This is a genomic window from Pseudoalteromonas sp. CR1 (assembly GCF_019392235.1).
Lineage (GTDB): Bacteria > Pseudomonadota > Gammaproteobacteria > Enterobacterales > Alteromonadaceae > Pseudoalteromonas.
The window spans coordinates 49274-69113 of the sequence record NZ_JAHXRM010000003.1 but is presented as its reverse complement, the minus strand read 5'-3'; the positions used below and the strand labels follow the sequence as shown (position 1 = coordinate 69113).

The 19840-nt window shown below is 38.5% G+C and carries 22 protein-coding genes and 2 tRNA genes; 12 read left to right on the top strand and 12 right to left on the bottom strand.

Annotated features, from left to right (window positions below):
- Positions 1-248: 248 nt before the first annotated feature.
- The 10 genes from KZZ04_RS04445 to KZZ04_RS04400 form a co-directional block, all read right to left on the bottom strand.
- Positions 249-470, bottom strand: coding sequence for a DUF2835 domain-containing protein (locus KZZ04_RS04445; protein ID WP_058405543.1), 222 nt, complete (start codon positions 468-470; stop codon positions 249-251).
- Entirely contained in the window at positions 471-3065 is a 2595-nt protein-coding gene (gene pepN / locus KZZ04_RS04440; protein WP_219421953.1) for an aminopeptidase N, read from the bottom strand.
- 45 nt (positions 3066-3110) lie between these two features.
- Positions 3111-4574, bottom strand: coding sequence for a Na+/H+ antiporter NhaC (nhaC, locus tag KZZ04_RS04435; RefSeq protein ID WP_219421952.1), 1464 nt, complete (start codon positions 4572-4574; stop codon positions 3111-3113).
- 178 nt (positions 4575-4752) lie between these two features.
- Positions 4753-6777: a carboxy terminal-processing peptidase gene (gene prc / locus KZZ04_RS04430; RefSeq protein ID WP_219421951.1), complete on the bottom strand. Its 2025-nt coding sequence runs from the start codon at positions 6775-6777 to the stop codon at positions 4753-4755.
- 25 nt (positions 6778-6802) lie between these two features.
- Positions 6803-7450, bottom strand: coding sequence for an RNA chaperone ProQ (gene proQ / locus KZZ04_RS04425; RefSeq protein ID WP_058405539.1), 648 nt, complete (start codon positions 7448-7450; stop codon positions 6803-6805).
- A gap of 15 nt (positions 7451-7465) precedes the next feature.
- Positions 7466-7744: a hypothetical protein gene (locus KZZ04_RS04420; RefSeq protein ID WP_058405538.1), complete on the bottom strand. Its 279-nt coding sequence runs from the start codon at positions 7742-7744 to the stop codon at positions 7466-7468.
- Positions 7744-8202 carry a GAF domain-containing protein gene (locus KZZ04_RS04415; protein ID WP_010556413.1) on the bottom strand — a complete coding sequence of 153 codons (459 nt, stop codon included), beginning with the start codon at positions 8200-8202 and terminating at the stop codon, positions 7744-7746. The genes KZZ04_RS04420 and KZZ04_RS04415 overlap by 1 nt, the downstream gene beginning before the upstream one ends.
- Positions 8203-8330: 128 nt before the next feature.
- A complete protein-coding gene (locus KZZ04_RS04410; RefSeq protein ID WP_058405537.1) occupies positions 8331-8711 on the bottom strand; it encodes a hypothetical protein in 381 nt (126 codons plus the stop codon).
- A gap of 337 nt (positions 8712-9048) precedes the next feature.
- Positions 9049-9139, bottom strand: a tRNA-Ser gene (locus KZZ04_RS04405).
- A 51-nt stretch (positions 9140-9190) separates the two neighbouring features.
- A tRNA-Ser gene (locus tag KZZ04_RS04400) sits at positions 9191-9281 on the bottom strand.
- A gap of 249 nt (positions 9282-9530) precedes the next feature.
- Between KZZ04_RS04400 and KZZ04_RS04395 the strand changes: the two genes are divergently transcribed.
- The 7 genes from KZZ04_RS04395 to KZZ04_RS04365 are packed head-to-tail and all read left to right on the top strand — an operon-like array spanning position 9531 to position 12667.
- On the top strand, positions 9531-10196 hold the full coding sequence (locus KZZ04_RS04395; RefSeq protein ID WP_006792828.1) for a Bax inhibitor-1/YccA family protein: 666 nt from the start codon (positions 9531-9533) through the stop codon (positions 10194-10196).
- Between the two features lie 55 nt (positions 10197-10251).
- Entirely contained in the window at positions 10252-10605 is a 354-nt protein-coding gene (gene tusD, locus KZZ04_RS04390; RefSeq protein WP_219421950.1) for a sulfurtransferase complex subunit TusD, read from the top strand.
- Entirely contained in the window at positions 10602-10958 is a 357-nt protein-coding gene (tusC, locus tag KZZ04_RS04385) for a sulfurtransferase complex subunit TusC (RefSeq protein ID WP_058405535.1), read from the top strand. The genes tusD and tusC overlap by 4 nt, the downstream gene beginning before the upstream one ends.
- Positions 10955-11221 carry a DsrH/TusB family sulfur metabolism protein gene (locus tag KZZ04_RS04380; RefSeq protein WP_219421949.1) on the top strand — a complete coding sequence of 89 codons (267 nt, stop codon included), beginning with the start codon at positions 10955-10957 and terminating at the stop codon, positions 11219-11221. Before tusC ends, KZZ04_RS04380 begins: the two co-directional genes overlap by 4 nt.
- A 3-nt stretch (positions 11222-11224) precedes the next feature.
- Complete coding sequence (locus KZZ04_RS04375; RefSeq protein WP_058405533.1) at positions 11225-11554, top strand: TusE/DsrC/DsvC family sulfur relay protein; 330 nt, start codon at positions 11225-11227, stop codon at positions 11552-11554.
- Positions 11554-12237, top strand: a complete 684-nt coding sequence (locus tag KZZ04_RS04370; protein ID WP_058405532.1) for a pseudouridine synthase — start codon at positions 11554-11556, stop codon at positions 12235-12237. Before KZZ04_RS04375 ends, KZZ04_RS04370 begins: the two co-directional genes overlap by 1 nt.
- Positions 12230-12667, top strand: coding sequence for an NUDIX domain-containing protein (locus KZZ04_RS04365; RefSeq protein ID WP_058405531.1), 438 nt, complete (start codon positions 12230-12232; stop codon positions 12665-12667). Before KZZ04_RS04370 ends, KZZ04_RS04365 begins: the two co-directional genes overlap by 8 nt.
- A 195-nt stretch (positions 12668-12862) precedes the next feature.
- Here KZZ04_RS04365 and KZZ04_RS04360 read toward each other — a convergent pair whose 3' ends face one another.
- Positions 12863-14125 (bottom strand): sensor domain-containing diguanylate cyclase, encoded by a 1263-nt coding sequence (locus tag KZZ04_RS04360; RefSeq protein ID WP_219421948.1) that lies wholly within the window; start codon positions 14123-14125, stop codon positions 12863-12865.
- Between the two features lie 342 nt (positions 14126-14467).
- Here KZZ04_RS04360 and mnmA point away from each other — a divergent pair, with 342 nt between their 5' ends.
- From mnmA to KZZ04_RS04335, 5 genes are all read left to right on the top strand, one after another.
- Positions 14468-15568: a tRNA 2-thiouridine(34) synthase MnmA gene (mnmA, locus tag KZZ04_RS04355; protein WP_058405529.1), complete on the top strand. Its 1101-nt coding sequence runs from the start codon at positions 14468-14470 to the stop codon at positions 15566-15568.
- Complete coding sequence (gene hflD, locus KZZ04_RS04350; RefSeq protein ID WP_006792838.1) at positions 15568-16170, top strand: high frequency lysogenization protein HflD; 603 nt, start codon at positions 15568-15570, stop codon at positions 16168-16170. Before mnmA ends, hflD begins: the two co-directional genes overlap by 1 nt.
- Positions 16171-16201: 31 nt before the next feature.
- Positions 16202-17572, top strand: a complete 1371-nt coding sequence (purB, locus tag KZZ04_RS04345; protein WP_058405528.1) for an adenylosuccinate lyase — start codon at positions 16202-16204, stop codon at positions 17570-17572.
- Between the two features lie 87 nt (positions 17573-17659).
- Entirely contained in the window at positions 17660-18817 is a 1158-nt protein-coding gene (locus KZZ04_RS04340; RefSeq protein ID WP_219421947.1) for a cupin domain-containing protein, read from the top strand.
- A gap of 16 nt (positions 18818-18833) precedes the next feature.
- Complete coding sequence (locus tag KZZ04_RS04335) at positions 18834-19292, top strand: GNAT family N-acetyltransferase (protein WP_058405526.1); 459 nt, start codon at positions 18834-18836, stop codon at positions 19290-19292.
- 42 nt (positions 19293-19334) lie between these two features.
- On the opposite strand, the gene KZZ04_RS04330 is transcribed toward KZZ04_RS04335, so the two are convergent.
- Positions 19335-19778 (bottom strand): DUF4826 family protein, encoded by a 444-nt coding sequence (locus tag KZZ04_RS04330; RefSeq protein WP_058405525.1) that lies wholly within the window; start codon positions 19776-19778, stop codon positions 19335-19337.
- Positions 19779-19840: the final 62 nt, after the last annotated feature.

Here is a 19840-nt window from a genome sequence, read left to right as displayed (position 1 = left end):
TTCCCCCCTGTCGCGGGTCATATTGTGTGATCAAGTTATTGTTTTTAGTGTAATCGTAACGATAGAAGCGAATTGTATAAATTACAAATAGTCGCATTCAATCTGTCATATATATAGTGTGTCAGCTGACGTTTACGTATTGGTAAGACGTCATACCAGATAATTTATACACGTTATTTAACAATAGAACAAATTGAAATTAACAAAAAGACAATATTTTTATGGTTTTATAACATAAAAATAGCGCTCTAAGCCACTTGTTCAATACGAATAAATTTATTTTCAGGGGTGAGTAACATTCTAAAACGCCCTCTTACACCCAAGCTTGTAACAAACGGTCTTAAATGATCGGCAGAAAACCGAATTGACTTCCCACCCTCTTCAACCACTTGAACAGAACTATATCGACCGTGGTAGTAATCCATGCAGTCGTTATAGCTCAATCTTAAATTAAAGTAATATTCAAGCATTTAATTAAGTGCTTTTTCAACTTTCTCGAATAAGTCGTCACTTAGTCCATCTAAATTAGATATACGTTCCAATTGCGTTTTCATAAGCGCTGAACGTGTTTTATCATAACGCTTCCAAGACATAAACGGTGTTAACATTCTTGACGCATTTTGTGGATTTATTGCATTAAGCTTAACAAGTAAATCACCTAGCAATTCATACCCTTGCCCGTCCACACGATGAAATTGCTGAGTATTAAAGTAACTAAAGCTACCTACTAAAGCACGCACTCTATTAGGATTTGAAAAATCAAAACTTGGGTGTTCGTATAATGACTTAATGTTAATAATTGCGTCTTCACCAGTTTGCATTGCTTGAAGCGCAAACCATTTGTCCATGACAAGTACTTCATGTCGCCACTGACTATCAAAGTGTGACAGTAATTCATCACAAAGCTCATGAGAAGCTTTTACCACAGCGCTAAGCGAACCCAACACATTGGTCATATTTGATGAGCTAGCAGCACGTTTAATAAATTTATCTGTTTGTTTACTTCGAACTTTTGCAAGATAATGCAGGCATATTTGCTGTAGTGAGCGCACAGCAACCGCTTCAGCACTTATGCTACCATCGTCATGTAATGAACCAAAACATGCGGTCAGCTCATCATTAAGGCTTGTAGCAATTTGCACTTCGAACTGTGCTACAACGCGAATAATTTCATCAACAGGAATAATTTCAAATTCAGCAGCTAATGTGTCAAAGCTAGGAAGTTTTAATAGCTCAGCAATTAACGCTAAATCGCCTTGTTTTGATACGACCAACACACGCAAGGCTTCAATTATTTCGTCACTCAATTGAAATTGTATATCAGAGTTAATTGCTGTTTTTACTGCTTTTATGAACAATTGTTGTTGTGCATCCCAACGTGAAAAATCACTTCGTGCAAAACGCATGATATGCAAAAGCTCTAGCTCAGTTGTTTGTTGAGTCAAAATACACGGTGCTGAAAAATCTTCTGATAAAACGGCAACGGGTTTGCACGTTACATTCTCAAAAATATAACGCTGCTTTGCATCAGTAACATTAAGTACATTACTTACTTTTAAGCCTTTGTACTGTAGTTCGATGCTATTACCAGATTCGTCTAACAACTCAATTGCAAACGGGATGTGCAAAGGTGCGTTATCGGGCTGATTAACAGGTGCATTTTGTTCTATGGTTAGTGTGTATGTATTAGAAGCACTATCGTAATGCTCTATAGCATTTAAACGAGGCGTGCCTGCCTGGCTATACCAACGCTTAAATTGCTCTAAATTAACACCCGATGCGTCACTCATAGCACTGACAAAGTCATCACATGTAACAGCTTGGCCATCATGGCGTTTAAAGTAAAGGGCCATACCTTTTTGGAAGTTATCCTCACCAAGCAAGGTATGCATCATTCTAATTACTTCAGCCCCCTTGTCGTATACTGTTACGGTATAAAAGTTATTCATTTCAATAACTTTTTCAGGCCGTATAGGGTGCGCCATAGGTCCTGCGTCTTCGCTAAACTGGTGAGTTCGCATTACCTTTACAGCATCAATGCGGTTGAGCGCGCGCGAACCTAGGTCACTACTAAATTCTTGATCTCTGAATACAGTTAGCCCCTCTTTAAGTGATAACTGAAACCAATCTCTGCAGGTAACACGATTACCAGTCCAGTTATGAAAGTATTCATGACCCACTATAGACTCAATAGTATGGTAATCTTTATCCGTTGCTGTTTCTTGATTTGCCAAGACACATTTACTATTGAATATGTTTAGGCCTTTATTTTCCATCGCACCCATATTAAAAAAATCTACGGCTACAATCATATATATATCAAGATCATATTCTAGGTTAAAACGCTCTTCATCCCATTGCATAGACTTTTTAAGTGATTGCATCGCATGAGGTGTTTTAGACAAATTACCCTTGTCTACAAATAAAGCTAAATCAATTTTTCGACCACTTTTTGTTGTATACGTATCCTTTGATACATCAAAATCACCGGCAACTAATGCAAACAAATAGCTTGGTTTTTTAAATGGGTCCTGCCATTTAGAAAAATGACGGCCGTCGGATGTCTTACCGGTATCAACTTGGTTACCATTAGACAACAAATGTGTGTACTTTAAATCTGCAACAATAGTCACATCAAACGTCGACAACACATCAGGGCGATCCATGTAGTATGTTATCTTTCTAAATCCCTGCGCCTCACACTGTGTACAATATGCTCCACCAGACAGATAGAGACCTTCTAAAGACGTATTCGTCTCAGGAGATATCTCAGTCACAATACGTAATTTACAATGCTCTGGTAGGTTATTAATGACTAGCTGTTCGTCAACAACACTGTAATCTGTTAGCTCAAGCGCATCTATCGATAAGGAAATTAACCGTAAATCTATGCCATCAAGTATTAGAGGTGATTGATCGCCACTAACACGTGTTAAGGTAAGTACGCTTATTACCGTTGTAGCTGTAGGCTGAAGATCAAAAGTTAGGTCTGTATGATCAATTAAAAAATTAGGGGCTTTATAGTCTTTGAGATATTGAGCTTGAGGTGTCTTTGAGTTAATCATATTTACTCCAAAGTAGCGCCTTTATCAATAAAGGCGCTACTAAATTTAGGCAGATTGTTTCGGCTTAATACGTAAAATTTTAATACCAAGGTAAGCATATATAACAGCTAAAACGGGATTAATTAAGTTGAAGAAAGCATAAAGCGCGTAATCGAAAGGGTTTATTAAAAGTACACTTTGCATGTAAGCACCACAAGTATTCCAAGGAATAAGCGGGCTGGTAATTGTACCGCCATCCTCTAAGGTGCGAGATAAATTAACTGGCTTCAAACCACGCTTTTTATATTCGTCTTTAAACATACGTCCAGGAACCACAATAGCGATATACTGATCAGCTGCAATGAGGTTGGTGCCAATACATGTTGCAATTGTAGAGGCAATTAAAGAGCCTGTACTTTTCGCTATTTTTAAAATACTTCTTACAAAAATATCCAACAGGCCCGTTTTTTCCATAATTGCGCCAAACATTAACGCAGTCATAATTAACCAGGTAGTTGTCAACATGCCCGCCATACCGCCACCGCTAAGTAGTGAATCCATTTTGTCATCACCGGTATCAATACTAAAGCCGTCAAAAAATGTCGTCCATACCAATTTGAAATACCCAACCACTTGGCCCTGGGAAGTATCAATTTGAGAGCCTATTAGGTCAGACTGAAATAACATTGCCCAAACAGCACCAACAACAGCACCAATAGAAATAGCAGGAAAAGCAGGCATTTTTTTAATTGCTAACACTAAAAGTACAATTAAAGGAATAAGCATTTCAAAACCAATGTTGAAATTTTGCTCCAAAATTAGCGTAATTTCGTCTAAGCGCCCCGCCTCATTAGATGCCGTTGCATTAAAGCCCATAAATATAAATATAATGAGTGCAATCACAAAGCTAGGGACTGTTGTCCATAGCATATGCTGAATATGTTCAAATAAGTCAGAGCCAACCACAGCGGGTGCAAGGTTAGTTGTTTCAGAGAGTGGACTTAGTTTATCACCAAAATACGCACCCGATATAACAGCACCAGCTGTAACCGTCTGCTCTAAGCCAAGGCCAGTGGCTACACCTAACAAAGCAACACCAATTGTAGCTGCTGTGGTCCACGAGCTACCAATACTCATAGCTACAATGCCACAAATTAAACAACTTGCGGCATAAAACCAACTAGGGTTAATTACTTGCAAACCATAATAAATTAACGTTGGTACTGTGCCAGATAGCAACCAAGTACCTATCAATGCGCCTACCATCAATAAAATGAGTATAGCGCCAAGTGACAGCGTTATACCTTCTATCATGGCTTGCTCAAGCTTTTTCCAAGTATAGCCGTTTTTTAGGCCAATGAGAGCAGCTGCAAAGGTTGCAAATAAAAGTGCAATTTGGTTTGGTCCAGATGACGAATTGTCGCCAAATAAATAAACCGCGGCCCCTAACAAACAAATTAAAACTGAAATGGGAATTAATGCATCAAGGAATGAGGCGGATTTGACTGGTTTATCATCCAATGGGTTCAAGGTTGAGACTCCTACACACATACAGCGTGTTTAATTATTATTTTTAGCACTTAGTGCGTATTAACTGAGCATTATTAAGCTGGCTCAATTTTTAATAGTTAGAGATTATAACAATTTAGGCAGTGATAGGTAGCAAAAAAGGCGCATAAGCGCCTTTTTTATAGTGGTAAAACCAGTTTTACTTTTTGGCTATACGCCCAAAATTTATATAATCTTGAGTTATTAAGGCTGCCTCTTCAAGGAAAGGGTCAAGCTCATCAATAATTTCGGGTACATCATCTAGGTTTTCAACAGTGTCTTTACCTAATCGTTTCAAGCGTTCATTTGTACGTACTAATGCACGCGCTTCACCCTCTTCTTTTTCTTTAATGCGAGAAGCTTCAACTAAAGAAATTGTTTTACGACCTTTTTCTTCATTGTAAAACGCAATATCGTCAAACACATAACCAAATTCTGGCTCAGATTTAATCCGATCTTTATGTTGTTTTTCAAGATACGGAATAACAGGTGTTAAGTTTCCTAACTTCTTATATTTTGCTTTTACAATGCTATCCCATGGTAATGCATTATCTTGCTTACTTTCACCCCACTCAGCAGGGTCTATCGCTGATGGAAAAGAAATATCAGGAATAACACCTTTATGCTGAGTACTACCGCCATTTATACGGTAAAACTTCGCTATGGTGTATTGCACGCTACCTAGTGGATTATCATAAAGGTCATATGCTCTTGCAAGACCTTTATGTTGCTGCACAGTGCCTTTACCAAACGTTTGTTCGCCAATAATAACAGCGCGACCATAATCTTGCATTGCAGCGGCAAAAATCTCAGAAGCAGAAGCACTGTAACGGTCAACTAGAACCGTTAAAGGGCCGTCGTAATAAGTAACGCCATCACGATCCCTTTGTTCTTCAATTCTGTTGTTCAATGTATGTATTTGTACGACAGGCCCTTGGTCAAAAAACAAACCAGAAAGCTGAGTAGCTTCATATAAGGAGCCCCCCCCATTTTGGCGTAAGTCAATAATAATACCGTCTACTTTAGCCTCTTTTAATTTAGCTAACTCAACTTTGACATCTTTAGATAGGTTATTGTAAAAACCTGGGATTTCAATAACCCCAATTTTGCTTGTTAAATCAGAATATTTAGCTTCGAACACTTCTGACTTGGCAGCTCTGTCTTCAAGTCGGATTTTATCACGAGTAATTTCGACAACTTTAGGTGTGCCGTGAGCATCTGCCCCTTTTAAATATTGTAAACGTACTTTAGTGCCCTTTGGCCCTTTAATTAAATCTACAACATCGTCTAAACGCCAACCAATAACGTCAGTAAAATCTTCACCCTCTTGTGCTACACCAATAATTCGGTCATCGGCTTTAATTTGTTCTGTTTTATCCGCTGGACCGCCGGGAACAAGACTACGAATAACGGTGTAATCTTCGTCAGGAGTTAGCACTGCGCCAATCCCTTCAAGCTCTAAGTCCATATCCATTTTAAATTGTTCAGCACGTCTTGGTGATAGGTAAGACGTATGCGCCTCAATTGAGCGAGCTAAAGAATTTAAAACAATTTGAAAGGCATCTTCTGAGTTTGATTGAACTAAACGTTTTTCTGCGTTTTTGTAACGCTTAGTGAGAACCTCTTTAATACCTTCCCAATCTTTACCAGTCATTTTTAAACGTAGTGCATCGTACTTAACGCGTTCACGCCAAATTTCATCTAGCTCAGCTTGCGATGTTGGCCAGGCTGCATCTTCACGATCAAAAAAATATTCATCTGGTTTCTCAAACGTCATTTCATTTTCTAGCAAAGAAAGTGAATATTCGTAACGTTCAAAACGGCGCTTTAGGCTTAAATTAAATATATCAAACGTAAAGCCTAGTTTGCCGGTTGTTAAAGCGTTGTCAAAGCTATCGCGATATTGCTCAAACGATGCAATATCACTGGCTAAAAAAACGCTTTTATTAAAATCAAGGGATTCGATGTAACGATCATACACTCTACTTGAGAGCTCATCGTTAAATCGAACCGGGATATAGTGTGAACGAGTAAATAAGCTTGCCACGCGTTTACTGGCAGTACCATGTTGACTTTCTTGCTTGAGTAGAGGTAAATCATCAATTGTGACAGGCTCTACAGCAGCAAATAATGAACCTGAGAACAGGGCTGCAACTACCGGAATGAGCGTAAACTTTTTACTCATACAAACTCCTTAATTTATGTACAACTTATATAGTATATAAGCTGTCTGCTTTGGTTTTAACTTGCATACCAGTCACTAATTCAACATGAACGTCGTCTTTGTTTACCTCAGTGATTACTGCATTTACAAGTGCTTGGCCTAGTTTAACCTTAACCTTGTTATTAACCTTGACCTCTATCGCTGGTAAAGGTTCAATTTTACCTGAACGTTTAGCAGATGCAGCTTTAGCTGTTTTGTTAGCCGATGCGTTTTTATCTGCACCTTTACTTGCATGTGCTGGTTTTTTCTTAAAGTTTTTAGAATCTGAGTCTTGACGTGGACGCTGTTGTTTTTTGCGCTTAGCCATTTTTGCACGACTTTCTTCTAATGCTTTTTGAGCATGGTCAATATGCTCTTGCTCAACTTTTTCACCTTGATTACCATCAAGGTCAATACGAAACTCCGACTTTGTCACAGCTTCTAAATAACGCCAGTTAGACGTGTATTTTCTTAGTGCTTGACGAACTTGAGTCTTGCTTACTTTTTCAGACCCTTCAATACGCTCAGCAATATCTTTAAAAATACCGACTTTAAGCGGTTTGATACCGTCTTTTTGTTTAAAACATTGTGAAAATTCTTGGTACAAGAATTCCAATACTTCATTAATATCTTTTAGCTTGTTTGTGGTTTCCATTTTAGAACCTATTTTTCACATCTTTTCATCAAGGGACGAATCAACATAGTGTATTACCCAGTCGACCAGTTCTTCGAAGTCGGCTTCTAGTACAGCCATATCACCTCGAAGGTGTTCCCAAATACCATTTATTATTTCATCGATTGATTCACAATCTAAATCGTCTGGGAGTTTGTCCCAAGCAATGTGAATCAAATCATTGAGCGTTTCCGCTACATGTTCTTCTTCGCCTTCCCAGTCGCCTACATCTTGTAAAGCAAATAGGTAGTCTTGAACATTTAGCAAATCTTTCATTACAAGCTAGCCTCAAAGCATTTAACCAATGCTTCTAATCCCGCTTTGTCATCAGTATCAAACCGAGAAATACTAGGGCTATCAATATCTAGCACTGCAAATATTTTACCATGTTTCATGATAGGTACAACAATCTCAGAGTTCGATGCTGCATCACAGGCAATATGCCCATCGAAGGCATGAACATCTTCAATTAGTTGTGTTTGCAACGTAGCTGCAGCCGTTCCACATACACCCTTTCCAACTGGAATACGGATACATGCTGGGTTACCCTGAAATGGGCCTAGCACTAATTCTGACGGCGAATCAATAAAGTAAAAGCCCGCCCAATTTACATCATCTAAAGAGGTAAATAACAGCGCGCTTATATTTGCCATATTAGCAATTACATTCGACTCACCGGCAATCAGCGATTCAGTTTGTTTAACTAATGACTGGTAAAAATCGTGCTTTTGCATACCAAACTACTTCTTATTAAACATACAGTAGCTAAAGGTACTCTTTGTGGTGAAAAATTGGAACCTTTTGCAGGTAAAAAAAAGGAATTTCCGTAGTTTAAAAGCGTCCTTGGTTAATAAAGACGCGATTATGATTTTGAAGTTTTACGAAGACCAAATAAAAACAGCCCTGCCGCTATTGCCGACATAACACTATTAATTAAAAATATTTCGCCTGTAGAGGCACTCAGTAGAAAACTAAAAATAGCCCCACCAACTAAACCAAGCGTTAAAACACCTGAGTAGTTTACTTTTGAATACTTAAACATTAATAAATAGCCAGGGACAACAAATGCAGCCATTGTTAACCCAACAATATGTGCATTAGAGATAGCCGTCATTAATAAAGAGAAAAATATTGAGACAAATTCACCTTGTAAGGTTACCGAATAGTAGACTCCTAATAAGCTACCCACAATAACAGGAGAAAGTAATGAAAGCGCAACGCTTTTTGCTAATTGGTGTTTCATTTAATAGTCCTTAATTACACATATACTTTACTAATAAGCATGCACCAAGAACCCAAAGTTAGAAACAGAGACTATGGTCGTAAATTACGCTCAAAAATAAAACACATTAAACGACGAACGAACTATCGTTCTCGGGAGGTAATTTTAATAAAGGTAAAGTTATTGCTTTTAAATAACAAGACAGGTGATTCAATCTGCAGATGTTAAACAGAAGAATTATTTGATGACATAAGTTCTATGTTTAATTTTAAAATTAATTAAACAAGAATGCTGATTTCAATTAATAGTTAAATCTAAAAAAACAAAAAAGCCCGCTGTTTAGCGGGCTTTAATATAATGGTGGAGAGATAGGGATTTGAACCCTAGATAGGCTACAAACCTATGCCGGTTTTCAAGACCGGTGCATTCGACCACTCTGCCATCTCTCCAAAGGTGCTATAAATTACAAGTAAGAGTGTACTCATAATTATTGTAATAAATGGTGGAGAGATAGGGATTTGAACCCTAGATAGGCTACAAACCTATGCCGGTTTTCAAGACCGGTGCATTCGACCACTCTGCCATCTCTCCGCACGGCCTGCATAATAGGGAAACCCGTTAGCTTTGTGAAGCTTTTTTTTAAAAAAATTGTTTAAGTGCTTAAAAAACAATTGATTTGTTCAAAGATAAAACAAAAACTTTCTTTTTGGTGCTTAAATGAACTTTAATTAAAAAATTAATGTCTATTGATCCACAAAGGTTTGCCCAAACATATAAGAGTTGGTAATCTAATTTTAGTTAAATTATCGAAACACACGTTTCACTTAAAGGAGCTCTACAATGGCGTTTAATCAATCGTACAATACCGCTAAACCGGTAATGTCTACCATTGAAACAAACAAGGTACTTAAAAACACCTACTTTTTACTAGCGATGACACTGGCATTTAGTGCAGTAACGGCTGGTATCTCAATGGCACTACAATTACCTTACTTTATGGGAATTGTGTTCACACTGGTTTCGTTTGGTTTACTATTTGTTGTAAACAAAAAAGCTGACACCGCATCTGGTGTATTTTGGGTATTTGCTTTCACTGGTTTAATGGGAGCCGGTTTAGGTCCAATGTTAAACCATTACGCTGCCATGCCTAATGGCCCAATGCTGATTATGCAAGCACTTGGTTCGACGGCACTTATTTTCTTTGGTCTATCTGCATATGCGCTTAACACCAAAAAAGACTTCTCTTTTATGGGCGGCTTTTTAACCGTTGGCCTAATTGTTGTTATTGTTGCGAGCATTGTTAACATATTCATCGGCAGCTCTTTAATGTTTATGGTGCTTAACGCTGCTGTTGTATTAATTATGTCTGGCTTAATTTTATTTGATACAAGCCGCATTATTAACGGCGGAGAAACTAACTACATTCGCGCTACAGTATCTTTATATCTGAATGTGTACAATCTATTTACTTCATTACTGCACCTACTTGGCGCAAGTGATGACTAATTAAATAGTTCTGTTAAAATAGCCCCTTTATTGGGGCTTTTTTATTGGAATTGTTTTGGCACGATTTGTTCTTTCATTACACACACCACCATCAGATCACGACACCAGCCAACGTATAATTAAGTTTGCTAATGCGTGTTTATCTCAAGGGCACACCATAGACGCAATATTTTTGTACCAGCAAGGCGTTTATCATGCATCAACCCATTTTGACTTAGCCTCTGATGAGCTTAAAATTGGCGCATTATGGCAGAAGCTATCAAGTCAAAATATTAATCTTATGCTGTGTGTAACCGCTGCAGAAAAAAGAGGCCTAGATACGTCAAATACAGGCGTGTTTTCTGTGGCAGGTTTAGCGGAGTTTGCAATGCTTGTAAGCGACGCTGATAAATGGGTGCAATTTAAATGATTAATGTATTAGTAATGAGTCAAAGCAGTCCATTTGATGATCTAAACCTGCGCGACGCGCTCGATATGACGCTGATTTTTGCAGCTGTCGATCAAAATATCAGTTGGTTGTTTAGCGGCCCCGCTGTTTTAGCTTTAAAAAAACATCAAACTCCTTCTACAGTAGGTATAAAAGATTTTTTTAAAAACATAAAAACGCTTGAAATTTATGACGTAGAGAACATCTATGTTTGCGAAAAGTCGCTTCTTGATTATGGTTTAAGCAAAACTGATTTACTCATAGACGCACATACAATGACATTTAGTGAACAACAAACACTTATTAAAAAACAACATCATGTGGTGACCTTATGAGCACGCTACATATTTTTTCAAAACCTTTAAATTATTACTCAGCTAATCAATTAGAGAACTTAATTAGCCTTGATGACCGGGTATTACTTTTAGGTGACGCGTGCTTTGCTAGTAAACAATTTAAACAGTTTTCAGACGCTCTCTTAGTACTTGAAGAGGACGCACACGTTCGCGCAATTAAGTTATCACACAACGAAACTCCCATTAGCTACAACGAGTTTGTAGCGCTTACTTTAACCTCTACGCAATTAATTACTTGGTAATCCATGCTTGAATTTAACGAACAAATAATCGAAACCGATAAGCAAGGTTACTTACTTGACCATACACAATGGTCTAAGCAACTAGCCCCCCTTATTGCAGAGCAAGAAAATATATCGCTTAGCGAACAACACTGGGAGGTGATTAACTTCGTCCGCGAATTTTATGTTGAATACAACACAAGCCCAGCCATCCGCATGCTTGTAAAGGCAATGGCTAAAGCACTCGGAGAAGATAAAGGCAATAGTATTTATCTTTATAAGTTGTTCCCAAAGGGCCCGGCTAAACAAGCGACAAAAATTGCTGGATTACCAAAACCAGCTAGGTGTATTTAATGAGAAGTAAATCAAGTAACAAGCAAACACCCGCCTCCTTAAATAAGCGCAATACGGGTCGTACCTATTCTAGAAGTGCAATTAAAAAGCCTACAAACAAAAGAGAAATAAAACCTCAAATAGACGCTAAAGACAAAAAAATTGTACTTTTTAACAAGCCTTTCGATGTACTTTGCCAGTTTACCGACGATGCAGACAGAAAAACGCTAGCTGAATTTATTCCTATTAAAGATGTATACGCTGCAGGACGATTAGACCGCGATAGTGAGGGGCTATTACTGCTAACAAACTGCGGTAAACTACAAAATACATTAACAGCACCTAATAAAAAAACCAATAAAACGTACTGGGTCCAAGTAGAAGGCGAACCTTCTACACAATCAATACAAGCTTTATGTAAAGGTGTTGAACTTAAAGACGGGCTCACACTGCCTGCTAATGTAAAAATAATTAATGAACCTGATATTTGGCAACGTACCCCGCCGGTTCGTGAACGAAAGTCTATTCCTACCACATGGCTCAGTATTACCATTAATGAAGGAAAAAATAGACAAGTTCGCCGAATGACTGCTCATATTGGCCACCCAACTCTTAGGCTCATCCGTTACAGCATAGGTAATTACACTTTAGACGATATTAATAATGGTGAATATAAAATCATTAAAGGTAGCGTTAATGCATAAGCCAAATGTAACAGTAGCCGCCATCGTAAAAAAACATAACGAATACTTATTAGTAAAAGAGCGCGATAAATTTACTAGCCGCATTTGCTACAATCAACCAGCAGGCCATTTAGAAAAGAATGAAACGCTAGCCCAAGCAGCAAGCCGCGAATTATATGAAGAGACAGGTTTGTCACTCACCCCTACAGGCCTTTTAGGCATTTATAACTTATACGCTGATAACGGTGTTCATTACTTAAGATTTTGTTTTTTATTTGATGCGACTGGCACCAGCCAACAACTCAATCCAATTGATAAAGATATTATAAGTGCCCACTGGTTCAACCTTGAACAGATTAAGTCTTTAGCACTACGAAGCCCGCTCGTTCAAAAATGCATTGATGACGCGATAACGCGTCCGCCATTAAGCCTAGATACTATTTATAACTAATCAAAAATTAAGGCATGTTGATGGTGTGTTTTAAAGTTTGCTCTGACTAGAGGGCCTACATAGTGACGTGGGGTATGTAATTGCTCTTGTGTTATTTTTGTGAGTTGCAACCATGTACGGATAAGTAAAAAAAGCAAAAATTTCTGCGTTCAGCCTAAGCCCTTGCCTACCCCATGTAGGCAACAAATAATTAATTTAACTTTGAGAGTGTAGTGCAATACAGTTTCTGCCTTGGTCTTTTGCATAATACAGTGCGCTATCGGCTCCTTTAACAAAGCTTACTTTATCGTTTTCGTAATTAGCTGTTGAGTTAACACCCATACTGACAGACAATAAACCGCTATAAGTTTCTTCATGCACAATTGCCAAGCTTTCAACAGCCTTCTGTATTTGCTCAGCAATAAATAGTGCACCTTCCCTATCCGTATCAGGAAGTAACACAACAAACTCTTCACCACCGTATCTGGCAACAAAATCCTCAGGACGGTTTACAGTCGATGCAATAGTTTGAGCCACTTCGTATAAACAAGAGTCACCTGCTAAATGACCGTAGCGGTCGTTAAACTGTTTAAAAAAATCAACATCAATAATTATTAAGGATATTGCCCCTTCGCATTCCTTGGCTTTATCAAATTCATGGGCAAGTTTTTCATCAAATCGACGCCTATTAGCAATTTTGGTTAATGAATCCAAAAACGCCATATCCCTTAAAATATCCTCAGCCTCTATTCGTTCGGTTGCATCTTTAAATACGGCTAAAAATTCTTCGCCAATATTTATCCCCGACACCTCCATAACCACTTGTGTGCCATCACTTCGTGCAACAGTGTAGTTATTGGCTGGTATATCGTCATTATTACTCTTCGCTTTTTTCAAAGCTTCAGACCATAGATTTTGAGCTTGTAACCTATATTGAGGATCTGGGTAGGCCTTTTTCCACCATGCATGAAGGTTAGGCACATCCTCAACAGTATAACCAAACACATCTACAAACCGTTGGTTTACTCTGAGGATATCACCAGTTTTACTACACACGTTACACACCGGCATAGGGGGCACTGAAAATAACTTAGCATAATGACTTATCTCATGCTTTCGCATTGGGTTTAAGGTACTGCGGGATAAAAAGCTCATCGGCATTTCTTTGCTTTCAGCACTTAATTGTTCGTGCATTTGTATAGCAAAATCCCATTCTAGCCACCAATGTTCTAATTTATCCAAAAGCTGCATTTCCAGACTATGCACTTCTGTAGTGTGCTTAATTAAATTAAACAAATCACTAATTTGATGATGGGATTGGGCGTGTTTGAGTTTTATTAATTCATAAAAAAGGTTATAGGCTGACTTTTTTAAATCTAACAAATTTATGATTAAAAGCTTATTAGAAATGAGATTTACTTGATGTTTGTTTTGTTCTACGAACGATCTAATTTTATTAATTTTGTATGCGTGATTCATATACTCATTCCATTGATTATATTTTACAGCTCATTGATTGGGTTCACCCATCCAACCTTATTACTAATGAGTGTATCTATACTCTAATCACTTTAAAAGAACTTATTATTAAATTTTAATAAGAGACTCATATTTTATTTTGTTTTTAACCATTGAATTGGAATCAAATTTGCTCAAAAAAATATTGTGTTAGCGCCTTAGGTAACTTAGCTATTTATTATATTAATAAAATACCCACTAATTGTTAGGTTTGCCTTGTTAGTCTCTTTAAGCAGAAACAAAATACATGCTATAATCGCCACCTTTCCAAGTTAACAGTAATCTGTATAAGCGAAATTATTCATGAGCGAAAATAGTCACATTAAAGTCATCGTTGGCATGTCCGGCGGTGTTGATTCTTCTGTATCTGCATATTTGTTACAACAACAGGGCTACCAAGTAGAAGGCCTGTTTATGAAGAACTGGGAAGAAGACGACAATGACGAGTACTGTGCCGCTGCAGAAGACTTAAAAGATGCACAAGCTGTATGCGACAAGCTAGGCATTGAGCTACATACAGTAAACTTTGCAGCTGAATATTGGGATAACGTATTTGAATACTTTTTAGAAGAATACAAAGCAGGCCGTACTCCTAACCCCGATATAATGTGTAACAAAGAAATCAAATTTAAAGCCTTCTTAGAATTTGCTGCACAAGCACTGGGTGCGGACTTTATTGCAACAGGCCATTATGTGCGTCGTGAGCTTCGGGACGACAAATATGTAATGTGTCGTGGTTTAGATAACAACAAAGATCAAAGCTACTTTTTGTACACCTTAAGTCACGAACACATCGCTCAAACACTTTTCCCTGTGGGCGATATCGCCAAGCCAGAAGTTCGCCGTATTGCTGAAGAGCAAGATTTAATTACTCATGATAAAAAAGACAGCACCGGTATTTGTTTTATTGGCGAACGTAAATTTAAAGACTTTTTACAAAAGTTTTTACCTGCTCAACCAGGTGTTATTGAAGACACAGAAGGTAATAACGTCGGCGAGCACGAAGGCTTAATGTACCACACACTTGGCCAACGAAAGGGCTTGCTAATTGGTGGTATGAAAGAAGGTTCTGGCGAGCCTTGGTACGTTGTAGACAAAGATGTTGAGCGTAACGTACTTATTGTGGGTCAGGGTAAAGACCACCCACGCCTATATAGTAATGGTTTAAATGCTAACCAACTCCACTGGGTAGACCGTACAGGTCCAAAAGGAACGACACGTTGCACCGTTAAAACACGTTACCGCCAAGAAGATATAAACTGTACTTTGCTTGTTGGGGATGACGGTATGGCCCGTGTGTTATTTGATGAACCTCAAAAAGCGGTTACACCAGGTCAGTCTGCGGTATTTTATGCGCAAGAAGTTTGCTTAGGCGGCGGTATTATTGACTCGGTGATCAAGTAATGAATGAACACCAAGTTATGGCGCTTGCCGCTATGTGCCAAGCCGCTAAACAAGTACAAAAAATCGCGCAATATGGCAGTAATAATGAGCACGATTTAGACATACTGCTTTCTAGTATTGTTCAAACATCACCAGCATCACCAGAAGATGTATACCAAGGTACTCATAATTTACGAGATGGCTACAAAACCTTGATGGAACAACTCTCTGCGGGCGCTCAGAAAGATGTTGAGATTGTAAAATATGTTGGTGGCTTAATGCAGCTTGAGCGAGCACTTAGCGCAAACGACAAAAGCTTAAACGAATTAGGTAAACGTATTGATGATATTCATCGTCGTTTAGACCATTTTGCCATAACCGATGACACCGTTGTTGCCGGTTTGGCAGATATATACTCGTCGGTGCTAAGCCCCCTTGGGCACCGAATACAGGTTTATGGTAAACCCGAGTTATTAAAACAGCAACTCACTCAAAATAAAATCCGCGCATTACTACTTGCCGGGATCAGAAGTGCAGTATTGTGGCGACAAATGGGCGGTAAACGCCGTCACTTTTTCTTTGCAAAAAGAAAAATAATCGCCATTGCTAAAGCAAAAATTTAATTATCGTTCAAACAAATATTTAGGAGTTATTATGGAGCTTTCAGCGTTAACGGCTATCTCGCCAGTTGATGGTCGCTACGGCAGCAAAACCACTGAACTACGCAGTATTTTCAGCGAATTTGGCTTAATTAAATACCGCGTAATTGTTGAAGTGCGTTGGTTGCAAGCGCTAGCTGCAGCAAGCGACATTAAAGAAGTACCGGCATTTAGCGAACAAGCAAATGCACTTTTAAACGCTATTGTTGATAACTTCAGTGAAGCCGACGCTCAGCGCGTTAAAGACATTGAACGTACAACTAACCACGACGTTAAAGCCGTTGAATACCTTCTAAAAGAAAAAGTGGCTGATAACGCAGAGCTTCATGCTATCAACGAATTTATTCACTTTGCATGTACCTCTGAAGATATTAATAACCTATCACATGGTTTAATGTTAACTGAAGCCCGTGACAACGTATTGCTACCATATTGTGACCAATTACTTAACGCCATTAAAGAAAAAGCGATTGAGTATAAATCAGTGCCAATGATGACTCGTACACACGGACAACCTGCTACACCATCAACTATGGGTAAAGAGTTTGCAAACGTATACATGCGTTTAAAGCGTCAACGCGACCAAATTGCGCAAGTTGAAATGCTAGGTAAAGTAAATGGTGCTGTAGGTAACTACAATGCTCACCTAAGTGCATACCCAGATTACGACTGGCATACACATGCAGATAAGTTTGTATCAAGCTTAGGTTTAACATTAAACCCATTTACTACACAAATTGAACCGCATGATTACATTGCAGAATTATTTGATGCAATTGCACGTTTTAATACTATTTTGCTTGATTTTGATCGTGACGTTTGGGGTTACATTGCCCTTAACCACTTTAAGCAAAAAACAATTGCAGGCGAAATTGGCTCATCAACAATGCCGCATAAAGTTAACCCTATTGATTTTGAAAACTCAGAAGGTAACTTGGGTTTAGCTAATGCAATTTTTGCACACCTTGCACAAAAACTGCCTGTTTCTCGCTGGCAGCGTGACCTTACAGATTCAACTGTGTTACGTAACCTTGGTGTGGGTATGGGTTATGCGCTTATTGCATATCAATCAACCCTTAAAGGTGTTAGTAAACTTGAAGTTAACGAACAACGTCTGCTTGAAGAGCTAGATCAAAACTGGGAATTACTTGCTGAGCCTATTCAAACTGTTATGCGCAAATACGGTATTGAAAAGCCATACGAAAAACTTAAAGATTTAACCCGTGGTAAACGCGTAAATCAAGAAATAATGGCTGACTTCATCGATGGCTTAGACCTGCCAGAAGATGCCAAAGTAGAAATGAAAAAACTAACACCGGCTAATTACATTGGCCGCGCGGTTGAATTTATTGACGATTTAGTTTAATAATTAAACGCGACTATTAAAAAGCGAAAGGTTTATCCTTTCGCTTTTTTTGTATAAAAAACAAAGCAATTACCAGCAGGCAAACGCATGTATCAATTAAAAATAAACGATTTATCTGAACAAGAATTTTTAACCCATTTTTGGCAAAAAAAGCCGCTTTTGATCAAACAAGGGTTTAGTCACTTTGAAGATCCACTTGATGCAAACGAACTTGCTGGCTTAGCCATGGAAGACTCTATTGAGTCGCGTATCGTTACTAATCACAACAACGATTGGCAAACTCATCAAGGACCTTTTGAAGACTTTGAAGTACTTACAGAGCAAAATTCAACGTTATTAGTACAAGCAGTTGATCACTGGCATCCTGATGCAGCTTTGCTGCTAGAGCCCTTTAGATTTATTCCTAACTGGCGCATTGATGATTTAATGATCAGCTTTTCTACCCCTAATGGGGGTGTTGGCCCGCATTTAGATCAATACGATGTTTTCATTATTCAAGGTGAAGGAAAGCGTCATTGGCGAGTAGGCCTACCCGACCCAACGCTTAAGCAATTTGCTCAAAATAAAAAACTATTACAAGTTGAAGCCTTTGAAGCAGTCATAGACTGTATTTTAGAGCCCGGTGATATTTTGTATATCCCGCCAGGCTGCCCGCATGAAGGCTACGCAGTTGAAAATGCGCTTAATTACTCTGTTGGATTTAGAGCACCAAATCAGCAAGATTTACTTTCAAGCTTTGCCGATCATATTATTGATACTGAAAGTGGTCAAACGCGCTACACCGATCATAATATAGTAAGCAGAGCCTCTAAAGGTAAACTTAACAACGCTGAAGTAGAAAAAGTTAAACACCTTATGGCGTCAATGCTAGAAAATGACGATTTATTTAAGCAGTGGCTTGGCAAAACCTTAAGCCAACCAAAGCATGAAATGGACTTAGCACCAGTAGAGCCTGCTTTTACCCAAGAGCAAATACTAAAAGAATTGGCAGAGCCAGAAACTATTTTTGAACGAGTAGGTGGCACACGTGCAATTTATCAGCTGTGTGATAATGAACTTCTTGTCAGTGTGAATGGTGAAAATTTTACACTGCCTCTCGAGGACTTAGCAGCAGTAAAATTACTGACCGACGAGACTGAGTTTAAGACTAACGAAATGGTTAAAACAAAAAACAGCCTAGTTTTTGTTCAAATGTTTACTACACTTGTTAATGAAGGTATTTGGTTTAACACAAACCAAGAGTAACAAGTAGGAGGCCATTGTGGGTTATCGAGTAACTAAAGTTGAATGGGATCGACAAAAAGATCAGTTACAACAAATAAGGGAGCGCGTTTTTGTTTATGAGCTGCACATACCTAAACGCGTTGAATTTGATAACTACGATAAATTAGCTTTGCATGTACTTGTAACAGACGATACCCGTTGTCCTGTAGCTACTGCACGATTATGTGATGACGGCTTAATTAGTCGCTTAGCTGTACTGCCTGATCACAGAAACCGAAAGGTATATTGCTCATTACTCAATTACATTTTTGATTTGGCTACAGAGCAAGGCATTGAGTCTATTAGCGTTAACTGTGTATTACACGAAGTTGAACGCTTTATACGTAATGGATTTATAAAGCAAGGCAACGTATTTATGGAAGCGGGTATACCTAGGCAAAGGCTTAAATGCCCAGTTAGGTGTGCAGATACAACACCTTTTACGTTAGTTCATTAATTGAATTGTAAGGGTAATCGACAATCGATTACCCTTTTTTGATTATTTTGGTTCGTGAGCCCAAAGCTTATCGTTATCGTATAACTCGTATAGACCATGCGCTCTTTTCACTAATAAGTTAGCAAAATCTGCCTGTGTTTTATCACGTGCGCCCGTACTCATTATCTGGTCTGCTTTTAGCTGCCATTGCAGCGAAAAATAACGCATAGCATCACGTGCATCTGATGCCGCCCCCACTTCAGCATGATCTGTTGGTAATTGGCCTGTAACAACCCAATAGGTTTTTCCATTTTGCGCTTTAAATTTCCACATAGCGCAAATAGGCGCTAAAAAACGGCTGTCTTGCTCAACTACCGACTTAGGCATAATGCCTTTTTCTGCTAAATATTTTTGTGCTGTTTGAAAACATCCACGTTGCCATGCAACACGTTGTTGTTCGGCTAAAGCTTGCTCTTCAGGTGTTAATTGTTTTTGTTGTTGTTCCATTGTAATGACCTTATTACTTCTTTTTAAACACTGTAAGGTCTTAGTAAATAAGGTGCAAGCAT

Coding starts and splice junctions, on each gene's coding strand:
- KZZ04_RS04445 (WP_058405543.1), bottom strand. CDS start 470: ATGCTTGAATATTACTTTAATTTAAGATTGAGCTATAACGACTGCATG.
- pepN (WP_219421953.1), bottom strand. CDS start 3,065: ATGATTAACTCAAAGACACCTCAAGCTCAATATCTCAAAGACTATAAA.
- prc (WP_219421951.1), bottom strand. CDS start 6,777: ATGAGTAAAAAGTTTACGCTCATTCCGGTAGTTGCAGCCCTGTTCTCA.
- proQ (WP_058405539.1), bottom strand. CDS start 7,450: ATGGAAACCACAAACAAGCTAAAAGATATTAATGAAGTATTGGAATTC.
- KZZ04_RS04420 (WP_058405538.1), bottom strand. CDS start 7,744: ATGAAAGATTTGCTAAATGTTCAAGACTACCTATTTGCTTTACAAGAT.
- KZZ04_RS04415 (WP_010556413.1), bottom strand. CDS start 8,202: ATGCAAAAGCACGATTTTTACCAGTCATTAGTTAAACAAACTGAATCG.
- KZZ04_RS04410 (WP_058405537.1), bottom strand. CDS start 8,711: ATGAAACACCAATTAGCAAAAAGCGTTGCGCTTTCATTACTTTCTCCT.
- KZZ04_RS04395 (WP_006792828.1), top strand. CDS start 9,531: ATGGCGTTTAATCAATCGTACAATACCGCTAAACCGGTAATGTCTACC.
- tusC (WP_058405535.1), top strand. CDS start 10,602: ATGATTAATGTATTAGTAATGAGTCAAAGCAGTCCATTTGATGATCTA.
- KZZ04_RS04380 (WP_219421949.1), top strand. CDS start 10,955: ATGAGCACGCTACATATTTTTTCAAAACCTTTAAATTATTACTCAGCT.
- KZZ04_RS04375 (WP_058405533.1), top strand. CDS start 11,225: ATGCTTGAATTTAACGAACAAATAATCGAAACCGATAAGCAAGGTTAC.
- KZZ04_RS04370 (WP_058405532.1), top strand. CDS start 11,554: ATGAGAAGTAAATCAAGTAACAAGCAAACACCCGCCTCCTTAAATAAG.
- KZZ04_RS04365 (WP_058405531.1), top strand. CDS start 12,230: ATGCATAAGCCAAATGTAACAGTAGCCGCCATCGTAAAAAAACATAAC.
- KZZ04_RS04360 (WP_219421948.1), bottom strand. CDS start 14,125: ATGAATCACGCATACAAAATTAATAAAATTAGATCGTTCGTAGAACAA.
- mnmA (WP_058405529.1), top strand. CDS start 14,468: ATGAGCGAAAATAGTCACATTAAAGTCATCGTTGGCATGTCCGGCGGT.
- hflD (WP_006792838.1), top strand. CDS start 15,568: ATGAATGAACACCAAGTTATGGCGCTTGCCGCTATGTGCCAAGCCGCT.
- purB (WP_058405528.1), top strand. CDS start 16,202: ATGGAGCTTTCAGCGTTAACGGCTATCTCGCCAGTTGATGGTCGCTAC.
- KZZ04_RS04340 (WP_219421947.1), top strand. CDS start 17,660: ATGTATCAATTAAAAATAAACGATTTATCTGAACAAGAATTTTTAACC.
- KZZ04_RS04330 (WP_058405525.1), bottom strand. CDS start 19,778: ATGGAACAACAACAAAAACAATTAACACCTGAAGAGCAAGCTTTAGCC.